The organism is Streptomyces sp. NPDC044064, assembly GCF_056434245.1.
This window is the reverse complement of the sequence record NZ_JBWKFN010000030.1, coordinates 111,342-128,236: the sequence shown is the minus strand read 5'-3', so window position 1 is coordinate 128,236 and position 16,895 is coordinate 111,342. Positions and strand designations below refer to the sequence as shown.

The 16,895-nt window shown below is 71.9% G+C and carries 14 protein-coding genes and 1 rRNA gene; 8 read left to right on the top strand and 7 right to left on the bottom strand.

Annotation, left to right across the window (positions count from 1 at the left end; all coding sequences use genetic code 11):
• A 5S ribosomal RNA gene (gene rrf, locus AC07DS_RS36630) occupies positions 1 to 71 on the top strand; the annotation flags it as partial.
• A 90-nt stretch (positions 72 to 161) separates the two neighbouring features.
• Here rrf and AC07DS_RS36625 read toward each other — a convergent pair.
• From AC07DS_RS36625 to AC07DS_RS36605, 5 genes are read right to left on the bottom strand one after another with little or no spacing between them, the layout of a single operon-like run.
• Positions 162 to 1,472 carry a DUF58 domain-containing protein gene (locus tag AC07DS_RS36625; protein WP_479152485.1) on the bottom strand — a complete coding sequence of 437 codons (1,311 nt, stop codon included), beginning with the start codon at positions 1,470 to 1,472 and terminating at the stop codon, positions 162 to 164.
• Positions 1,472 to 2,461 (bottom strand): AAA family ATPase, encoded by a 990-nt coding sequence (locus AC07DS_RS36620; protein WP_479152492.1) that lies wholly within the window; start codon positions 2,459 to 2,461, stop codon positions 1,472 to 1,474. The genes AC07DS_RS36625 and AC07DS_RS36620 overlap by 1 nt, the downstream gene beginning before the upstream one ends.
• Complete coding sequence (locus AC07DS_RS36615; RefSeq protein WP_479152483.1) at positions 2,461 to 3,654, bottom strand: DUF4350 domain-containing protein; 1,194 nt, start codon at positions 3,652 to 3,654, stop codon at positions 2,461 to 2,463. The genes AC07DS_RS36620 and AC07DS_RS36615 overlap by 1 nt, the downstream gene beginning before the upstream one ends.
• Positions 3,651 to 4,433 carry a DUF4129 domain-containing protein gene (locus AC07DS_RS36610; protein WP_479152481.1) on the bottom strand — a complete coding sequence of 261 codons (783 nt, stop codon included), beginning with the start codon at positions 4,431 to 4,433 and terminating at the stop codon, positions 3,651 to 3,653. Before AC07DS_RS36610 ends, AC07DS_RS36615 begins: the two co-directional genes overlap by 4 nt.
• A 4-nt stretch (positions 4,434 to 4,437) precedes the next feature.
• The gene (locus AC07DS_RS36605; RefSeq protein ID WP_479152480.1) at positions 4,438 to 5,814 is read right to left on the bottom strand and encodes a DUF7847 domain-containing protein; all 1,377 of its coding nucleotides are present in this window, start codon (positions 5,812 to 5,814) and stop codon (positions 4,438 to 4,440) included.
• A gap of 139 nt (positions 5,815 to 5,953) precedes the next feature.
• On the opposite strand from AC07DS_RS36605, the gene mtnA reads away from it, so the two are divergent.
• The 7 genes from mtnA to AC07DS_RS36570 all read left to right on the top strand — a co-directional run bounded on the left by mtnA (position 5,954) and on the right by AC07DS_RS36570 (position 15,015).
• On the top strand, positions 5,954 to 7,096 hold the full coding sequence (mtnA, locus tag AC07DS_RS36600) for an S-methyl-5-thioribose-1-phosphate isomerase (RefSeq protein ID WP_479152478.1): 1,143 nt from the start codon (positions 5,954 to 5,956) through the stop codon (positions 7,094 to 7,096).
• A 286-nt stretch (positions 7,097 to 7,382) separates the two neighbouring features.
• Positions 7,383 to 8,072: a two-component system response regulator MtrA gene (mtrA, locus tag AC07DS_RS36595; RefSeq protein WP_187279108.1), complete on the top strand. Its 690-nt coding sequence runs from the start codon at positions 7,383 to 7,385 to the stop codon at positions 8,070 to 8,072.
• A gap of 1 nt (position 8,073) precedes the next feature.
• Positions 8,074 to 10,170, top strand: coding sequence for an MtrAB system histidine kinase MtrB (gene mtrB, locus AC07DS_RS36590; RefSeq protein ID WP_479152476.1), 2,097 nt, complete (start codon positions 8,074 to 8,076; stop codon positions 10,168 to 10,170).
• A complete protein-coding gene (locus AC07DS_RS36585) occupies positions 10,160 to 12,004 on the top strand; it encodes an LpqB family beta-propeller domain-containing protein (RefSeq protein ID WP_479152475.1) in 1,845 nt (614 codons plus the stop codon). The genes mtrB and AC07DS_RS36585 overlap by 11 nt, the downstream gene beginning before the upstream one ends.
• 187 nt (positions 12,005 to 12,191) lie before the next feature.
• A complete protein-coding gene (locus tag AC07DS_RS36580) occupies positions 12,192 to 13,061 on the top strand; it encodes a ComF family protein (protein ID WP_479152473.1) in 870 nt (289 codons plus the stop codon).
• A 313-nt stretch (positions 13,062 to 13,374) separates the two neighbouring features.
• Complete coding sequence (gene hpf / locus AC07DS_RS36575) at positions 13,375 to 14,064, top strand: ribosome hibernation-promoting factor, HPF/YfiA family (protein WP_479152489.1); 690 nt, start codon at positions 13,375 to 13,377, stop codon at positions 14,062 to 14,064.
• A 204-nt stretch (positions 14,065 to 14,268) separates the two neighbouring features.
• A complete protein-coding gene (locus AC07DS_RS36570; RefSeq protein WP_479152471.1) occupies positions 14,269 to 15,015 on the top strand; it encodes a response regulator in 747 nt (248 codons plus the stop codon).
• Positions 15,016 to 15,018: 3 nt separating this feature from the next.
• Here AC07DS_RS36570 and AC07DS_RS36565 read toward each other — a convergent pair whose 3' ends face one another.
• Together AC07DS_RS36565 and AC07DS_RS36560 are read right to left on the bottom strand one after the other, a co-directional pair.
• On the bottom strand, positions 15,019 to 16,221 hold the full coding sequence (locus AC07DS_RS36565; RefSeq protein ID WP_479152468.1) for a winged helix-turn-helix domain-containing protein: 1,203 nt from the start codon (positions 16,219 to 16,221) through the stop codon (positions 15,019 to 15,021).
• Between the two features lie 63 nt (positions 16,222 to 16,284).
• The gene (locus AC07DS_RS36560) at positions 16,285 to 16,857 is read right to left on the bottom strand and encodes a GNAT family N-acetyltransferase (RefSeq protein ID WP_479152465.1); all 573 of its coding nucleotides are present in this window, start codon (positions 16,855 to 16,857) and stop codon (positions 16,285 to 16,287) included.
• Positions 16,858 to 16,895: the final 38 nt, after the last annotated feature.

The following is a 16,895-nucleotide window of genomic DNA, read 5'->3' as shown; positions in this document are numbered from 1 at the left end:
CGGAAGCTAAGCCTCACAGCGCCGATGGTACTGCAGGGGGGACCCTGTGGGAGAGTAGGACGCCGCCGAACAAATTTTGAGAAAACCCCCGCATCTTCGGATGCGGGGGTTTTCTGCGTTCAGGGTCCATTACCCCGAAGGGGCGGGCTGGCAGCAGCAGATCAGAGCCGGCCTGCCGCCTTCAGAGCGAGATATGCATCAGCCAATGCAGGCGCCAGATCCTCAGGCGTCGCGTCCACGACCGTCACCCCATGACGACGGAGTTGTTCCGCCGTGCGCTGACGTTCGTTCTGAGCCTGCGCGGCCGCGGCAGCTTCGTACACTGCCTCGGCGTTCCCGCGGGCCTGGGCCATCTGGGCGATGTGCGGATCGGCCACTGAGGCGACGAGAACCGTGTGGCGCTGGGTGAGTTGTGGGAGCACGGGCAGCAGACCCTGCTCCACCGGTGCCGCGTCGAGCGTCGTGAGCAGCACGATCAGAGAGCGTCGAGGAGCCGCACGCAGAGCGGTCGCGGTGAGGGCACGGGCGTCGGTCTCGACGAGTTCCGGCTCCAGCGTTGCCATCGCGTTGACCAGGGACGGCAGGACATCGCCTGCGGAGCGGCCCTGGACCAGGGCGCGGATCCGGCGGTCGTAGGCCAGCAGGTCCACGCGGTCGCCGGCGCGAGAGGCCAGTGCCGCGAGAAGCAGGGCCGCGTCCAGGGAGGCGTCCAGGCGGGGGATGTCGCCCATGCGGCCGGCCGAGGTGCGGCCGGTGTCGAGGACCAGCAGGATGTGGCGGTCGCGTTCGGGGCGCCAGGTGCGGACGGCCACCGTGGACTGGCGGGCGGTGGCGCGCCAGTCGATCGAGCGGGTGTCGTCGCCGGGGACGTACTCGCGCAGGCTGTCGAACTCGGTGCCTTCACCGCGCGTCAACACGCTGGTGCGGCCGTCGAGTTCCCGCAGCCGGGCCAGCTTCGACGGCAGGTGCTTGCGGCTGGTGAAGGGGGGCAGGAACCGTACCGTCCACGGAACCTTGTGGGTGCCCTGGCGGGAGAAGAGACCGAGGGGGCCGTAGGAGCGGATCGTCACGCGGTCGGCCTGGCGGTCGCCGCGCCGGGTGGGGCGCAGTCGGGTCGTCACCCGGCGGCGCTCGCCGGCCGGGACGGTGACGCGGTGGCGAGAGCTCTCGACCTCGGTGCCGGGCCGCCAGCTGCTGGGCGGCCATGCGTCGCGCAGGCGGGCCCGCAGCAGCCGGCCGGTGGGGTTCGTGATCGTGAGTGTGACGTCGGCGGTTTCGCCGAGGCGTGCAGAGGTGTCGCCGGAGCGGGACAGGACGAGCCGTCGTACCGGTGCCGCGAGGGCGAAGTCGCAGGCGCAGGCCAGGGCCAGGGAACCGTTGAGCGCGAGGATGCCCGTCCAGCCGGGTTCCAGGATGCCGACGGGGATCGAACCGAGGGCCGCGAGAAGGGCGGCGCGTCCGGTGAGTGCCATCAGCGGGGGACCGGGACGTGGGCGAGGATGGCGTTGATGACGGAGTCGGCGGTCACGCCTTCCATCTCGGCTTCGGGGCGCAGCTGGACGCGGTGGCGCAGGGTGGGCAGGGCGAGGGCCTTCACGTCGTCGGGGATGACGTAGTCGCGGCCGGTCAGCCAGGCCCAGGCCCGCGAGGTGGCGAGCAGTGCGGTGGCGCCGCGCGGGGAGACGCCGAGGGTGAGGGACGGCGACTCGCGGGTGGCGCGGCAGATGTCCACCACGTAGGCCGTGATCTCGGGGGAGACGGTCGTCTTGGCGACGGCGGCGCGGGCCGCGTCGAGGTCGGCCCGACCGGCCACCGGGCGGACGCCGGCGGCGTGCAGGTCGCGCGGGTTGAAGCCCGAGGCGTGGCGGGTGAGGACGTCGATCTCGTCCTGGCGGGAGGGCAGAGGGATCGTCAGCTTGAGGAGGAAGCGGTCCAGTTGGGCCTCGGGGAGGGGGTAGGTGCCCTCGTACTCGACCGGGTTCTGGGTCGCGGCCACCAGGAACGGATCGGGCAGCAGGCGGGGGGTGCCGTCGACCGTGACCTGGCGCTCCTCCATGGCCTCCAGCAGGGAGGACTGGGTCTTCGGCGGGGTGCGGTTGATCTCGTCCGCCAGAAGGAGGTTGGTGAAGACCGGGCCGGGCTGGAAGGAGAACTCGGCGCTGCGGGTGTCGTAGACGAGGGAGCCGGTGACGTCGCTCGGCATCAGGTCGGGGGTGAACTGGACACGCTTGGTGTCGAGTTCGAGTGCGGACGCGAGTGTGCGCACGAGCAACGTCTTGGCGACTCCGGGAACGCCTTCGAGGAGAACGTGTCCGCGGCAGAGAAGGGCGACGACGAGACCGGTCACGGCGGGGTCCTGGCCGACCACGGCTTTGGCGATCTCGGCGCGCAGGGCTTCCAGGGAGGCCCGTGCGGCAGCCGAGTCCCCGGTGTTCCCGGCGTTGTCAGTGGTCGGGTCCATCATGGACGGCGTACCTCTCTTTCGAGGGCGTCGAGTTGGTCGGTGAGTGCGATGAGGGCCGCGTCGTCGCCGGGCGGCGTTCCGAAGAGAGTTGAGTGCAGGGCCTGTCCGTCGCCCTTGAGGTGGGCGGACAGGGCGGGGAGCAGAGCTTCGGGCGCGTGCGCCTGGGCGACGGGGACGCCGACGAGGGGGGCGAGGCGCGTGCGGGTGGTGGAGCGAAGAGCGGCGGCCGCGCGGTCGCGGGCGTTGGCCTTGCGGTAGAGGCGGGCGCGGCCTTCGGCGGTTTCGGAGGCGCGGATCGCGACGGGGAGTTTCTCGGGCACGAGGGGGCCGAACCGGCGTGCCCGCCAGAAGGCGGCGAGGGCCGCGGCGATGAACAGCTGCAGGGTGCCCCAGAGCCAGCCCGAGGGGATCAGGTCGAGGAAGCTCTTCCGTTCGCCGGTGTCGGTGGCCGCGTCGGAGAGCGAGGGGAGGTACCAGACCAGATGGGGGCGGGAGCCGAGGAGTTGGAGGGCGAGCGAGGCGTTGCCCTGTGCGCCGAGGCGCTTGTTGAAGAGGATGTCGGGCGCGCCGAGCACGATGGTGTCGCCGTCCCCGGAGGCCGCCGGAAGGCGGAGCAGGGTGGCGAGGCGTTCGCTGGGGTAGCAGGAGTCGGCGTCGAGGTGCGTGGTGGTGTAGCGGATGCCGCCGGTGTCGGCGCTGCCCGCGCGTCGGGCTTCGGGCAGCGTGCAGTCGGGGGTGAGCGTCGAGTCGAGGCTGGTGGCGGGGTCCGCGGTGACCCCGGGGGCGAGTCGCTCGACGGACGAGGCGCCGGCGGCGACGAGGATCGTGCGGCCACCGGAGTCCGCCACGGCCGAGTGCAGCCTGGTCTGTTGAGCGGGCGTCAAAAGGTCGGGTACGGCCACGAGAAGCGTGGTGTCCGGGCCGGCGGCGGCGCGTGCCGAGCCGAGCGAGGTGACCACGCGCGTGGAGACGCCCCGGTCGGCGAGGAGTTCGGCGACGGCGCGGCTGCCGTAGGGGTCGGCGGAGCGCGGGTCGAGTTCGCCGTGCCGGGTCTGGGAGCGGACGGCGGCCATCGCGACGGCAGCGATCAGGATCAGGACGACGGCGAGGGCGATGCCGCGCCCGCGGGTCCAGATCTGGCGGGCCGTGGGCGACGCCGAGGTGGTCGGCAGGGTGGCCTCGGCGGTCATTGGGCGGCCCCCCGGCCGGTGTCGTGGGCCGTGCCCGTGGCGTTGTCGGCGAGGACCGGCCGGGTGCGTTCCAGGTCGCGGTCGAGTTCGGCGATCCGCTGGTACGACTGCCGGTTCGCGCTGCGCCCGCCGTATGTGACGTCGTCGAACTCCCGGGCGGCGGAGCGCAGTCGGTCCGTGTGGGCGGGGAGCGTGCGGCCGGCCTCGGCGGCGGCTTCGTCGGCGGTGCGGCCGGGCCGGACGTCGAGCAGGGTTCGCTCCTCCAGGGAGCGGACGATGGCCCGCATGCGTTCCTGGACGGCCTGGTTCCAGTGGCCCTGGGCGGCGTGTGCCTCGCCGGCCGCGCGGTGTTCGGCGGCGCTGCGGGGGCGCTCGTCGAACAGGGCCGCGGTGGAGACCGGTTGGCGGCGCGGGGTGCCCAGGCGCCACCACAGGGCGGCCAGCACGGCGACGACGAACAGGACGACGACGAGCAGGCCGAGCGTGCCGCCGGGTGTCGCGGCGGCGGCGGTGCTGAACAGTTTGTCCAGCCAGTCCCAGAAGGCGTTCAGGGCGCGCTGGAGCAGGCTGGGGTCGTTCTCGTGGTACATCCGCTTGGACAGCTCGCGGCGTGCCGCCTCCCGTGCAGGATCACGCGGGATGGTCACGGGCGGCTCGTCGCCCGAGCCGCCGGCCGCCAGGACCGTGGTGTGTGCCACGCTCAACAGGCCTCGTACGGCCGATCCGGCGGCGCCCGGCAGGGCCGGGGCCGCCGTGAGAACTCCCCCCGTCAGGCTCACCGCATCAGCTCCCCGGGACGGGGCCGGGGGTGCCGGTGCCGGAGTCCTGGACGCCGGCGGCGCGGGCCAGTTCGAGGTCGAGGGCCTCGCGGCGGATGCGCTGGTCGATGTACAGGAGCACGATGACGCCCGCGTTGATCGGGAGCGTGATCATGGCGCCGATCACCGAACCGATGCCGCTGATGATCAGGAAGCTCCAGCCGGGGCTCGGGGCGTCGGGGGAGAAGAGGCCCACCGTCCCGTCGCCGCTGACGGCGGCCGCCACGAGGGTGAAGGGGATCACGACGAGCGACGAGACGATGTTGGCGATGAGCCCGGCGAGCAGCTGGATGCCGAGGACGCGCCACCAGGAGCCGCGGACCAGCTTCGCGGAGCGGCTCATCGACTTCACGATGCTCTGCCGTTCCAGCATCAGCGCGGGCGAGGCCAGGGAGAAGCGGACCGTCAGCCACACCGCGACGACGGCGGCGGCGAGGACGCCCAGGACCACGACCGCGATGCCGGCTCCGGTGTTTCCGCCGGCGACGAGGATGAGGGTGCCGGGCAGTGCGCCGCAGAGCAGCACACCGACGGAGATGAGGCCCAGCAGGAGGAGCAGGCCGAACAGCTTCGGCACCTGCGGGCGGGCGTCCCGCCAGGCCTCGCCGGTGCTGACCGGCTTGCCGAGGACGGCGCGGCTGGTGACCGTGGTGAGCAGGGCGGTCGCGACGATGGTGCCGACGACGGTGATGACGGCCACGAGACCGGTGCCGGCCATCAATGCGCCCACGGCCTGGAGTATCTCGCTCGGCGTGGCGCTGCGGTCGTTGAGGGCGCTGGTGGTCGCGCTGTCCTTCAGCAGGAGGCCCTGCAGGAGGATCACGCTCAGCTGGGTGAGGACCGAGACGGTGAGCGAGATGCCGAGGACCGTGCGCCAGTAGGTGCGCATGGTGGAGACGGCACCGTCGAGGATCTCGCCGACGCCGAGCGGGCGCAGCGGGATCACGCCGGGCTTGGCGGCGGGCGGGGGACCGCCCCAGCCGCCGCCCCAGGCTCCGTAGCCGGGGGTGCCGTAGCCGCCGGGAGGGCCGCCGTAGGAGCCGCCTCCGTGCCCACCGGGCTGTCCGGCGCCGTACCCGCCGCCCCAGCCCCCCGGGCCGGGCGGTGGAGGTGGCGGGGCCTGACCGGGGCTCGGCGGACCCGTGGGCGCGGACCACTGACCGGGCGGCGGCTGTTCCTTGGACCACTTCGGGCCCGGACCCTGCGGGTCTGTGCCGGGCTGCGCGGCCGGCTCGGCGGGGCCGGGACGGTCGGTGGGCTCGGCGGGGCCGGACGCGCCGGGTTCCCGCCCGTCGGGCGACGGGGCGGATCCGGGCGAGGCCCAGCCCGGAGTGTCTGTCATCGATGCTCCTCTACGGTGCCCGTCCGCGGTCGCGGGGGCAGGTTGGCAGACATCGTGCCATGGGGTGGTCATCGCGTGACCGGCCGCGGTGGGGCCGGACGCCTTCAATGGTCCGCCGGATACGGGGCAGACTGACCGCATGGCTGATCAGTACGCGCAAACCGGCGAGGGCAAGCGGCCGACCGAGATACCTGTGCTCCGATGGGAGGAACCACCCGAAGGTCCTGTACTGGTCCTTCTCGATCAGACGAGGCTGCCCGGCGAAGAGGTCGAGCTGGTGTGCACGGACGCGCCCGCGCTGGTGGAGGCGATCCGTTCGCTCGCCGTGCGCGGGGCGCCGCTGCTCGGGATCGCGGGGGCGTACGGTGTCGCGCTCGCCGCCGCGCGGGGCTTCGACGTGGAGGAGGCCGCGCGGGCGCTCGAAGGTGCCCGGCCGACCGCGGTGAACCTCTCCGTCGGAGTGCACCGAGCCGAGTCCGCCTATCGCGCGGCGCTCGCGAGCACCGGCGACACCGCCGAGGCGGCCACGGCGGCGCTGACCGCCGCGCGGACGCTGCACCGGGAGGACGCCGAGGCCAGCGCCCGGATGGCCGCCCACGGCCTGGCGCTCCTGGCCGAGCTGCTGCCGGGCGGCGGGCACCGGATCCTGACCCACTGCAACAGCGGATCGCTGGTGTCGGGCGGGGAGGGCACGGCGTTCGCGGTGGCTCTCGCGGCGCACCGTGCGGGGCAGCTCCGGCGGCTGTGGGTGGACGAGACGCGCCCGCTGCTGCAAGGCGCTCGTCTGACGGCGTACGAGGCGGCTCGCCACGGCATGGCGTACACCTTGCTCACCGACAACGCGGCCGGTTCGCTGTTCGCGGCGGGTGACGTGGACGCAGTGCTCATCGGGGCGGACCGGATCGCGGCCGACGGCTCGGTGGCGAACAAGGTGGGGAGCTATCCGCTCGCGGTGCTCGCGCGCTACCACCATGTGCCGTTCATCGTCGTGGCGCCGGTGACGACGGTCGACCCGCAGACGCCGGACGGGGCGTCCATAGAGGTCGAGCAGCGCCCCGGGTTCGAGGTCACCGACGTCACCGCGCCCCAGGTTCCGGTGACGGGAGCAGGAGGCGGGATTCCGGTGGCACCCCTGGGGACCCAGGCGTACAACCCGGCGTTCGACGTGACGCCGCCCGAGTTGGTGACGGCGATCGTCACCGAGGAGGGAGCCGTCTCTCCTGTGACGGCCGAGGCACTCGCGCAGCTGTGTGCCAGGTCGCGCCGGGCGACGATCGACTAGGAGGACGATGTCGCGCCGCTCAACGGCAAACAGCCCCTCCACCTGTGGTGATCTCATTCGTCCCATACGGTCCGCGTGCCGGGTTCGCCCTTTCCGGGGACCATGGGGTGGTTTATGCCGCACATCGCCGTAGAACCGACCTCGGCGGTGGGTGCGCCGGGTGGCCGACATCCGTCATCGACATCAATGTCGGCGGACGAGGGCAGACAGTGACGGGCTCCTACGACTATCGTCACGAGGCCGTGACCTCCCTCACCAGGGCGCCTGTCGCTGTTATGAGAATGGGATGATGTCGTTTATGAAGGGACGAGTCCTTGTCGTCGACGACGACACCGCACTGGCCGAGATGCTCGGTATCGTGCTGCGTGGTGAAGGTTTTGAGCCGTCTTTCGTAGCCGACGGCGACAAGGCGCTGGCCGCTTTCCGTGAGTCCAAGCCCGACCTGGTGCTGCTCGACCTGATGCTGCCCGGCCGGGACGGCATCGAGGTGTGCCGCCTGATCAGGGCGGAGTCCGGGGTGCCGATCGTGATGCTCACGGCCAAGAGCGACACCGTCGACGTCGTCGTGGGCCTGGAGTCGGGCGCCGACGACTACATCGTGAAGCCGTTCAAGCCGAAGGAGCTGGTGGCCCGGATCCGGGCGCGGCTCAGGAGGTCGGAGGAGCCGGCGCCGGAGCAGCTCACCATCGGTGACCTGGTCATCGACGTGGCCGGGCACTCGGTGAAGCGGGACGGGCAGTCGATCGCGCTGACCCCGCTGGAGTTCGACCTGCTGGTCGCGCTGGCCCGCAAGCCGTGGCAGGTGTTCACGCGTGAGGTGCTGCTCGAGCAGGTGTGGGGCTATCGCCACGCCGCTGACACGCGGCTCGTCAACGTGCACGTCCAGCGGCTGCGCTCCAAGGTCGAGAAGGACCCGGAGCGGCCGGAGATCGTGGTGACCGTCCGTGGTGTCGGTTACAAGGCCGGACCGAGCTGACATGTCCGGGGACAGGACCGCTTCGGCTCCCGGCCGGTCCGGGGCCCGTCCGGGGCGGCCTGTCGGCCGGAAGGCGGCGGGTTCGGGCTGGGGACGCTTCTTCGAGGGCGGGCTGCTGCAGGGCGGGGTCCAGGGCAGCCCGGTCGTCCGCCTGTTCATGCGCTGGGTGCGCCGTCCGCTGCTGCCCGTCATGCGGCTGTGGCGGCGCAACATCCAGCTGCGGGTCGTCGCCACGACACTGCTGATGTCGCTGGGTGTCGTCCTGCTGCTGGGCTTCGTCGTGATCGGGCAGGTGCGCAACGGCCTGCTGGACGCGAAGGTGAAGGCTTCGCAGAGCCAGGCCACCGGCGGGTTCGCGGTGGCCAAGCAGAAGGCCGACGACGAGGCAGTCGGCGGCACGGGTACCGGCGGCGGTGACGGCACCGAGACGGCCGACGGACGGCAGTCGCAGAACGTCATCCCGTGGATGAGCGATCTCGTGGACTCGCTCTCCAGCGGCGGTGCCGGTGCCTTCGACGTGGTGACGCTCCCTGTGGGTGACGACAGCGGCGGCGGGCGCAGCCCGCGCGGCTCCGGATACGTCGACCCTTCCTCCAGCGTGCCCGCCGACCTGCGCGACCGGATCAACAGCAGTACGACCGCCGCCCAGAGCTACACCCGGATCGTCTACTCCAACGGCAAGGAGTCCCAGCCGGCGCTGGTCATCGGCAAGCAGGTGAACGACCCCAACGGCCACCCCTACGAGCTGTACTACCTCTTCCCGCTCACACAGGAGGAGAAGTCGCTCAGCCTGGTCAAGGGCACGCTGGCGACCGCCGGGCTCTTCGTCGTCGTACTCCTGGGCGCCATCGCCTGGCTGGTGGTGCGGCAGGTCGTCACTCCGGTGCGGATGGCGGCCGGGATCGCGGAGCGGCTGTCCGCCGGGCGGCTGCAGGAGCGGATGAAGGTCACCGGTGAGGACGACATCGCCCGGCTGGGCGAGGCGTTCAACAAGATGGCGCAGAACCTGCAGCTGAAGATCCAGCAGCTGGAGGACCTGTCGCGGATGCAGCGGCGGTTCGTCTCCGACGTGTCGCACGAGCTGCGTACGCCGCTGACGACCGTGCGGATGGCCGCCGACGTCATCCACGAGGCCCGCGAGGACTTCGATCCGGTCACCGCGCGGTCGGCCGAGCTGCTCGCCGACCAGCTGGACCGGTTCGAGTCACTGCTCGCGGACCTGCTGGAGATCAGCCGCTTCGACGCCGGTGCCGCGGCGCTGGAGGCCGAGCCGATAGACCTCAGGGAGGTCGTGCGGCGGGTCGTCGGCGGCGCCGAGCCGCTCGCCGAGCGCAAGGGCACCCACATACGCGTCGTCGGTGACCAGCAGCCCGTGGTCGCCGAGGCCGACGCCCGGCGGCTGGAGCGCGTACTGCGCAACCTCGTCGTCAACGCCGTCGAGCACGGCGAGGGCAAGGACGTCGTCGTCAAGCTGGCCTCCGCGGGCGGCGCGGTCGCCATCGCGGTGCGCGACTACGGCGTAGGACTCAAGCCCGGCGAGGCGACCCGCGTCTTCAGCCGCTTCTGGCGGGCCGACCCGGCACGCGCGCGTACCACCGGCGGCACGGGCCTCGGGCTGTCGATCGCCCTGGAGGACGCCCGGCTGCACGGCGGCTGGCTGCAGGCCTGGGGCGAACCGGGCGGCGGCTCGCAGTTCCGGCTGACGCTGCCGCGGACCGCGGACGAACCGCTGCGCGGCTCTCCGATACCGCTGGAGCCCAAGGACTCGCGGCGCAACCGCGGGCTCGACGACGCCGGCCTGCCCCATGGGGGCGAGGAGAAGCGGGCGACCGTTCCGGTGCAGCCGGGCGGCGGCCAGGGGCCGCCCCTGCCCGCGCGCGCACCGATCGCCCCGCGGCTGGCCTCCGTCACCCCGACCGCCGACCCGACCGCGCTGCCCGGCAACGGTGCGCGTGTGGTTCCCCGGCCCGCCGGGGGTGCACGGCGCCCCGACGACAGGACCGCGGCCGGTCCCGCATCCGACACACACGCGGGCCGTCCGGATCCGGCCGGGCCCAAGGACTCGACCGAGCCAGGGGAGGCATTTCGTGGGCGCTGACCGCGAGGGGGGCGTCCGGCGCAAGCCGGGACGCGCGGTGGCTTACGCGGCCTGTGGGGCGGTTCTGCTGGCCGGGTGCGCCTCGATGCCCGACAGCGGGGATCTGCGGGACGTCGAGTCCACGCCCCGGCAGGACACCGGGGTGCGCGTGTTCGCCATGCCGCCCGCCGAGGACGCCGAGCCCGGCGAGATCATGCAGGGCTTCCTGGAGGCCCTGACCAGCGACGATCCGCAGTACGACACCGCCCGCAAGTACCTGACGGCCGATGCCGCGCGCACCTGGCGGCCGGAGCAGTCGGCCACCGTCCTCGCGAACGGGCCGAGTGCCGTCTCCGCCCAGCCGTCCGGCGGCGGCCGGGAGGCGGTCGACACCAGCAGCCTCACCTACGTCCTGACGGGCAGCATGGTCGCCAAGGTCGACGCGCAGCAGGCGTACTCGCCCGCCGCCGGGTCCTACAGCAGGAAGGTGCACCTCACCAAGGACGGCAAGAGCGGTCAGTGGCGCATCGACACGCTGCCCCAGGGCGTTGTCATGGGCAAGTCGGACTTCCAGCGCAATTACACGTCCGTCAACAAGTACTACTTCGCCTCCACCACGACGGTCGGTGCGACCGGGCAGCCGGTGGCGGTCGCCGACCCGGTGTTCGTCCGCAGCACGGTGGACCCGATGACCCAGATGGTGCGGTCGGTGCTGAGCGGGCCGACCAGATGGCTGGAGCCGGTGGTCAGGTCCAGCTTCCCGACCGATACGGCCCTGCAGGAGGGCGTGTCGGGGCTGACGCCGGACGACCAGAACAGACTGACGGTGCCGCTGAACTCCAAGGTCTCCCGGGCCGGGTCCGCCAAGTGCACGGAGATGGCGACCCAGTTGCTGTTCACGCTGCGGAACCTGACGCCGACGCTGGAGTCGGTCGAGCTGCAGGGCCCCGGCGGACACCGGCTGTGCGACCTCACCGAGGAGCGTGCCGAGTCCGCCGCCTGGCACGCCTCGGCCCAGCGCCCCGAGTACCTGTACTTCCTCGACGGCAAGCACCGCCTGGTGCGGCTGCCCACCGGGAGTGCGGGGACCGGCGCCGTTCCGGTGCCCGGCCCGCTGGGGGAGGCCGAGAAGGAGCTGCAGTCGGTGGCCGTCTCGCGGGACGAGCACACCGTGGCCGGGATCGGCGCCGACGGGAAGGCGCTGTACGTGACCTCGCTGGCATCGGGCGGTTCGCTCGGGGAAGCGGTGGTCGGCAGTCAGGGGGCGACCCCGACCGACCGCCTGACCACGCCGAGTTGGGACGCTCGCGGCGACCTGTGGGTGGCCGACCGCGACCCGCGCCATCCGAAGCTGTACGTCCTCGAGCAGGGCGTCGGCAAGCCGGTGGAGGTCAGCATCCCGGATCTGCCCGGACGCATCCGTGACGTGCGGGTGGCCGCCGACGGGGTGCGGGTCGCGCTGGTCGTGGAGAAGGACGACAAGCAGCAGTCCCTGCTCATCGGCCGGATCGAGCGCGACGACACGTCGGGGGCCCGTCCCGCGGTCCTCGAACTGCGCTCCGCCGCCCCCGATCTGGAGCAGGTCACGGCCATGTCCTGGGCCGGGGACAGCCGGCTGGTCGTGGTCGGTCTGGAGCAGGGGGGCGTGCACCAGATGCGGTACGTCCAGGTCGACGGCTCCACCCTGGACGGTCCGGCGCCCGCGGCCCTGTCGGGTGTGAAGGCGATCGCAGCGTCCGAGGACGAGCGGGTGCCGCTGGTGGCCTACTCGGAGGACGGGATCGTACGGCTGCCGTCCGGGGACCAGTGGCAGAAGGTGGACAAGGACGGGACCGCGCCGGTCTATCCGGGCTGAGAACCCTGTTCCACCGGGACGCCCGCCTCGTGTGGGCGTCCGGCCCTGCGCAGACGCTCGTTCCGCACGTCCGCCCAGATGGCCCGCACCCGTGTGGGTGATGGTCGGTGGGCGTTGTGGCGGGCTGTCCACAGGCCGTTTTCCACAGGGGTGGCCGGTCGTCCCGGACGTTGGCACAGTGGTGGACATGCGGGGGTGGTGGCGGGACCTCACCGACCTGGTGCTGCCGGCCGACTGCGCGGGCTGCGGGGCACCTCGTACGGAGCTGTGCCCGCGGTGCCGCACCGCACTGGGCGGAGGCGCGCCGCGCCGGGTGCGGCCGGTGCCGGAGCCGCCCGGGCTGCCGGTGGTCCACGCGGCGGCTCCTTACGCGGGGGAGGTGCGGGCTCTCCTCCTCGCCCACAAGGAGCGCGGTGCGCTGGCGCTCGCCGGGGCCCTGGGCGCGGCCCTGGCGGGAGCTGTGCGGGCGGGTCTCGGGCCGGCTGGGCCCGTTGGCGCGCCCATGCGACGGCGGGGGTCCGGGAGCCTGCTGCTCGTCCCCGTGCCCTCCGCCCGGTGGGCCGTGCGGGCTCGTGGGCACGATCCGGTGCGGCGGATGGCGCTCGCGGCGGCCGGTGAGCTGCGGCGCACCGGGACACCGGCCCGGGTGGCCGCTGTGCTGCGGCAGCGGCGGGCGGTGGCGGACCAGACGGAGCTCGACGCCCGGCAGCGCCTGGAGAACCTCGCCGGCGCGCTGGAGGTGACGGCGGGCGGGGAGCGGCTGCTCGCCCAGGGCCGTGTCGTGGTCGTCGACGACCTGATCACGACGGGAGCGAGCCTTGCGGAGGCGGCGCGGGCCCTGCGGGAGGCGGTTGTATCGCGCCGCAATGGGGGAACCGCTGTGTACGGGGCCGGAACCCGGGAAGGAAGGTGTGAACGACGTATCGGAGCACGGCCGGACAGGGAGAACTGGGTGCATGGTGCACCAGAAATAGTGGCGCCGAACGTCATCGGAGAGGCGCTCCACGCAGTCGTGGTCGCCGCTCCGAGGGATTCCTTTGAAATAAACAGGAACTGAGCACCTGCCTGCATCGTTGCAGGTAGCGAGAGGGTCAATTCACCTGAACGGAGGTACGCAGCGGTAGAGGGTGACGACATCCGTCCGGGCGAGATATGTTCGGTTGTGAGGAAAGGCGCAGGCCACACCTCTCTTATCCGAATGCTGTGCTGCGGGTTTTCCGCAATCACCTGCAGCGCTGGGGTGGAGATCTTGCCCATGGGGGAGGAGGAGGTGAAGTCACCGAGTCCGAGGTTCCGGGGCTCACCGGAACCTGGTGCAAAAGGGAGATGCTCCGCCGATGGAGCGGAGCGATCCGGGAACGGAGTTCTGCGTGGACATCGTCGTCAAGGGCCGCAAGACCGAGGTGCCCGAGCGGTTCCGCAAGCACGTGGCCGAGAAGCTGAACCTGGAGAAGATCCAGAAGCTCGACGGCAAGGTGATCAGCCTCGACGTCGAGGTGTCCAAGGAGCCCAACCCCCGTCAGGCCGACCGGTGCGACCGAGTGGAGATCACGCTCAGGTCCCGCGGTCCGGTGATCCGGGCGGAGGCGGCGGCCAGCGATCCGTATGCGGCACTCGACCTGGCGGCGGAGAAGCTGGACGCCCGGCTGCGCAAGCAGCACGACAAGCGATTCTCGCGCCGCGGCGCCCGCCGGATCTCGGCGGCGGAGGTTCCCGACCATGTCCCGGGCGTGGCGACGCTCAACGGCAACGGCGTCCCCGTCCACGAGGACGAGTCGGACGGAGTGCCGACCAGGAAGATCGGTTCGCTGGAGGTCAAGGGCGAAGGTCCCCTGATCGTCCGCGAGAAGACGCACGTCGCCTCCCCGATGAGCCTCGACCAGGCGCTCTACGAGATGGAACTGGTCGGCCACGACTTCTACTTGTTCGTCGACTCCGAGACCAAGGAACCGAGTGTCGTCTATCGGCGGCACGCCTACGACTACGGCGTCATCCACCTCAGCACTGAAGCGATGGTCGCCGAGGCACCCCCGGCGACAGGGGGCACGCTGGGTGGCTGACCCACCCGGCCGAAGCTGAGCCGGTGCCCCTGGATGCGCGTGTGCGCCCCCAGGGGCACCCGTGTGCGACCACTTCGCGCCCCGCTCGTCACCTCGGCGTCGTCCGGGCATGAAATCATGACCGCACCGGCCCAACCGGTGGACCGGTGCCTTGGGTTGGCGATGGCGCAGGACCACAGGCCACAGCCTTCAGGGGGAGGAACGATGGCGGACACCTTCGGGCCGATGCGAGGCGATGACGCGGGCGACGATGTCATCGGCAGGGGCCCGGACACGGACTCTTCGGGCCGGGAGCCGATCAGAGTCCTGGTCGTGGACGACCATGCGCTCTTCCGCCGTGGCCTGGAGATCGTGCTCGCGGCCGAGGAGGACATCCAGGTCGTCGGCGAGGCGGGAGACGGTGCCGAGGCCGTCGACAAGGCCGCGGACCTGCTGCCCGACATCGTGCTGATGGACGTACGCATGCCCAAGCGCGGCGGGATCGAAGCCTGCACCTCCATCAAGGAGGTCGCCCCCAGCGCGAAGATCATCATGCTGACGATCAGCGACGAGGAGGCCGACCTCTACGACGCGATCAAGGCGGGCGCGACCGGATACCTCCTCAAGGAGATCTCCACGGACGAGGTGGCCACCGCCATTCGTGCCGTGGCCGACGGGCAGTCGCAGATCAGCCCGTCCATGGCGTCCAAGCTCCTGACCGAGTTCAAGTCGATGATCCAGCGCACCGACGAACGCCGGCTGGTGCCCGCGCCACGGCTGACCGACCGCGAGCTGGAGGTCCTCAAGCTCGTCGCCACCGGGATGAACAACCGGGACATCGCCAAGGAGCTGTTCATCTCCGAGAACACCGTGAAGAACCACGTCCGCAACATCCTGGAGAAGCTCCAGCTGCACTCCAGGATGGAAGCGGTGGTCTACGCGATGCGGGAGAAGATCCTCGAGATCCGCTAGCCCCTAGCCGAGAAGGCCGGCGAGTTCCCTGGTGAGGGGCTCGCGGAGCTCGGGTGCCTCCACCCGCTCCACCCGGACGTCCGCGCAGTTCACCCAGGTCGCGGCCTCGACGAGAGCCTGCGCCACCGCCGGGACCGCCTTCGGGCCGTCCAGGGTGACCTGCCTGGCCACCAGGGTGCTGCCCTCGCGGGCCGGATCGACACGCCCGACCAGCAGACCGCCCGCCAGCACCGGCATCGCGAAGTAGCCGTAGACCCGCTTCGGCTTGGGGACGTAGGCCTCCAGGCGGTGGGTGAAGCCGAAGATCCGCTCCGTGCGCGCCCGCTCCCAGATCAGCGAGTCGAACGGGGACAGCAGCGTGGTGCGGTGACGGCCGCGCGGCGGTGTGGCGAGGGCCGCCGGGTCCGCCCAGGCAGGCTTGCCCCAGCCCTCCACCTCGACCGGCACCAGACCCGAGTCGGCGATCACCGCATCGACCTGCTCGCCCCTGAGACGGTGGTAGTCCGCGATGTCGGCGCGCGTGCCGACGCCCAGGGACTCGCCGGCCAGCCGGACCAGGCGGCGCGTGCACTCGGCGTCGTCCAGCTCGTCGTGCAGCAGCGCGCCCGGGATCGCGCGCTCGGCGAGGTCGTACACCCGCTTCCAGCCGCGGCGCTCGACGCACACCACCTCGCCGTACATCAGCGCCCGCTCCACGGCGACCTTGGTACCCGACCAGTCCCACCAGTCGTTGGTCTTCTTCGCACCGCCCAACTCCGTGGCCGTCAGCGGGCCTTCCGTGCGCAGCTGCTTGATGACCTGGTCGTAGGCGCCGTCGGGCAGCTGGTGGTTCCAGTGCGGGCGGCCGCGGTAGGCGCGGCGGCGGAAGGCGAAGTGCGGCCACTCCTCGACCGGAAGGATGCACGCCGCGTGCGACCAGTACTCGAAGGCATGCGGTCGGGCCGGAGCCGTGCCCGTGGACGCGGGCTTCCAGTACGCCGACTCGACGGTCGCGCGGCCGACCGCGCCGAGCCGGGCGTACGGGATCAGCTCGTGCGAGCGGGCGAGGACCGAGATCGTGTCGAGCTGGACCGCGCCGAGATGGCGGAGCACCCCACGGACACCGGCCCGCCGGTCGGGCGCACCGAGGAAGCCCTGGGCCCGAAGGGCGATCCGGCGGGCGTCGTCCGCGGTGAGGGTGGTGGTGGGGCGCGGCAGGGTCGTCATGCCTCGGACGATAGGGGGTGGCACTGACAGCGCGGGGCGACCTGCGGTTTCGTCCAGCCGGGGTCAGGTCCGGGCGGGCAGGTACGGCGCCGTGGAGGGCAGGCTCAGGTCCGACGGGAGCAGGGAGCCGAGCCAGCAGTCCCGGCGCACCCCCTTGTTGTTGATGGCCGAGCGCAGGGTGCCCTCCATGGTGAAACCGGCGCGCTCCGCCACCGCGCGGGAGGGACCGTTCCCGACCTCCGCACGCCATTCCAGGCGGTCGACGGACAGGGCGAGGAAGGCCCAGCGGGCGGCGGCGAGGGTGGCCTCGGTGATGTAGCCGCGGCCGCGGTGCTCCTTCACGGCCCAGAACCCGATCTCGCCGACACCCAGGGCGCGCATGGTGATCCCGAGCATCCCCGCCAGTTCCCCGTCGGGAAGGAACACGCCGAACGTGTACATCGAGTCGTTCGCCCAGCCGTCGGGCACCATCTGCCCGGTGAAGCTCTCCGCGTGCTCGCGCAGGTAGGGCGACGGGAACTGGGAGATCCAGCGCTGCAGATCAGGGTCCTGGGCGGCCGCGTACACCGCCTCGGTGTCGTCAGGTCCGACGGTGCGCAGCACAAGACGGTCGGTGGGCAGAATGACGGGTTCCATCGGCCGATTCTGCGCGGGCGGAACGCGCCGCGCCAGTG

Excerpts from the sequence above, each read along its gene's own strand:
- AC07DS_RS36565 (WP_479152468.1), bottom strand. The coding sequence starts at position 16,221 with ATGACGACCCTGCCGCGCCCCACCACCACCCTCACCGCGGACGACGCC.
- mtrB (WP_479152476.1), top strand. The coding sequence starts at position 8,074 with ATGTCCGGGGACAGGACCGCTTCGGCTCCCGGCCGGTCCGGGGCCCGT.
- AC07DS_RS36620 (WP_479152492.1), bottom strand. The coding sequence starts at position 2,461 with ATGGACCCGACCACTGACAACGCCGGGAACACCGGGGACTCGGCTGCC.
- mtnA (WP_479152478.1), top strand. The coding sequence starts at position 5,954 with ATGGCTGATCAGTACGCGCAAACCGGCGAGGGCAAGCGGCCGACCGAG.
- AC07DS_RS36580 (WP_479152473.1), top strand. The coding sequence starts at position 12,192 with ATGCGGGGGTGGTGGCGGGACCTCACCGACCTGGTGCTGCCGGCCGAC.
- AC07DS_RS36625 (WP_479152485.1), bottom strand. The coding sequence starts at position 1,472 with ATGGCACTCACCGGACGCGCCGCCCTTCTCGCGGCCCTCGGTTCGATC.
- AC07DS_RS36560 (WP_479152465.1), bottom strand. The coding sequence starts at position 16,857 with ATGGAACCCGTCATTCTGCCCACCGACCGTCTTGTGCTGCGCACCGTC.
- AC07DS_RS36605 (WP_479152480.1), bottom strand. The coding sequence starts at position 5,814 with ATGACAGACACTCCGGGCTGGGCCTCGCCCGGATCCGCCCCGTCGCCC.
- AC07DS_RS36615 (WP_479152483.1), bottom strand. The coding sequence starts at position 3,654 with ATGACCGCCGAGGCCACCCTGCCGACCACCTCGGCGTCGCCCACGGCC.
- mtrA (WP_187279108.1), top strand. The coding sequence starts at position 7,383 with ATGATGTCGTTTATGAAGGGACGAGTCCTTGTCGTCGACGACGACACC.
- AC07DS_RS36570 (WP_479152471.1), top strand. The coding sequence starts at position 14,269 with ATGGCGGACACCTTCGGGCCGATGCGAGGCGATGACGCGGGCGACGAT.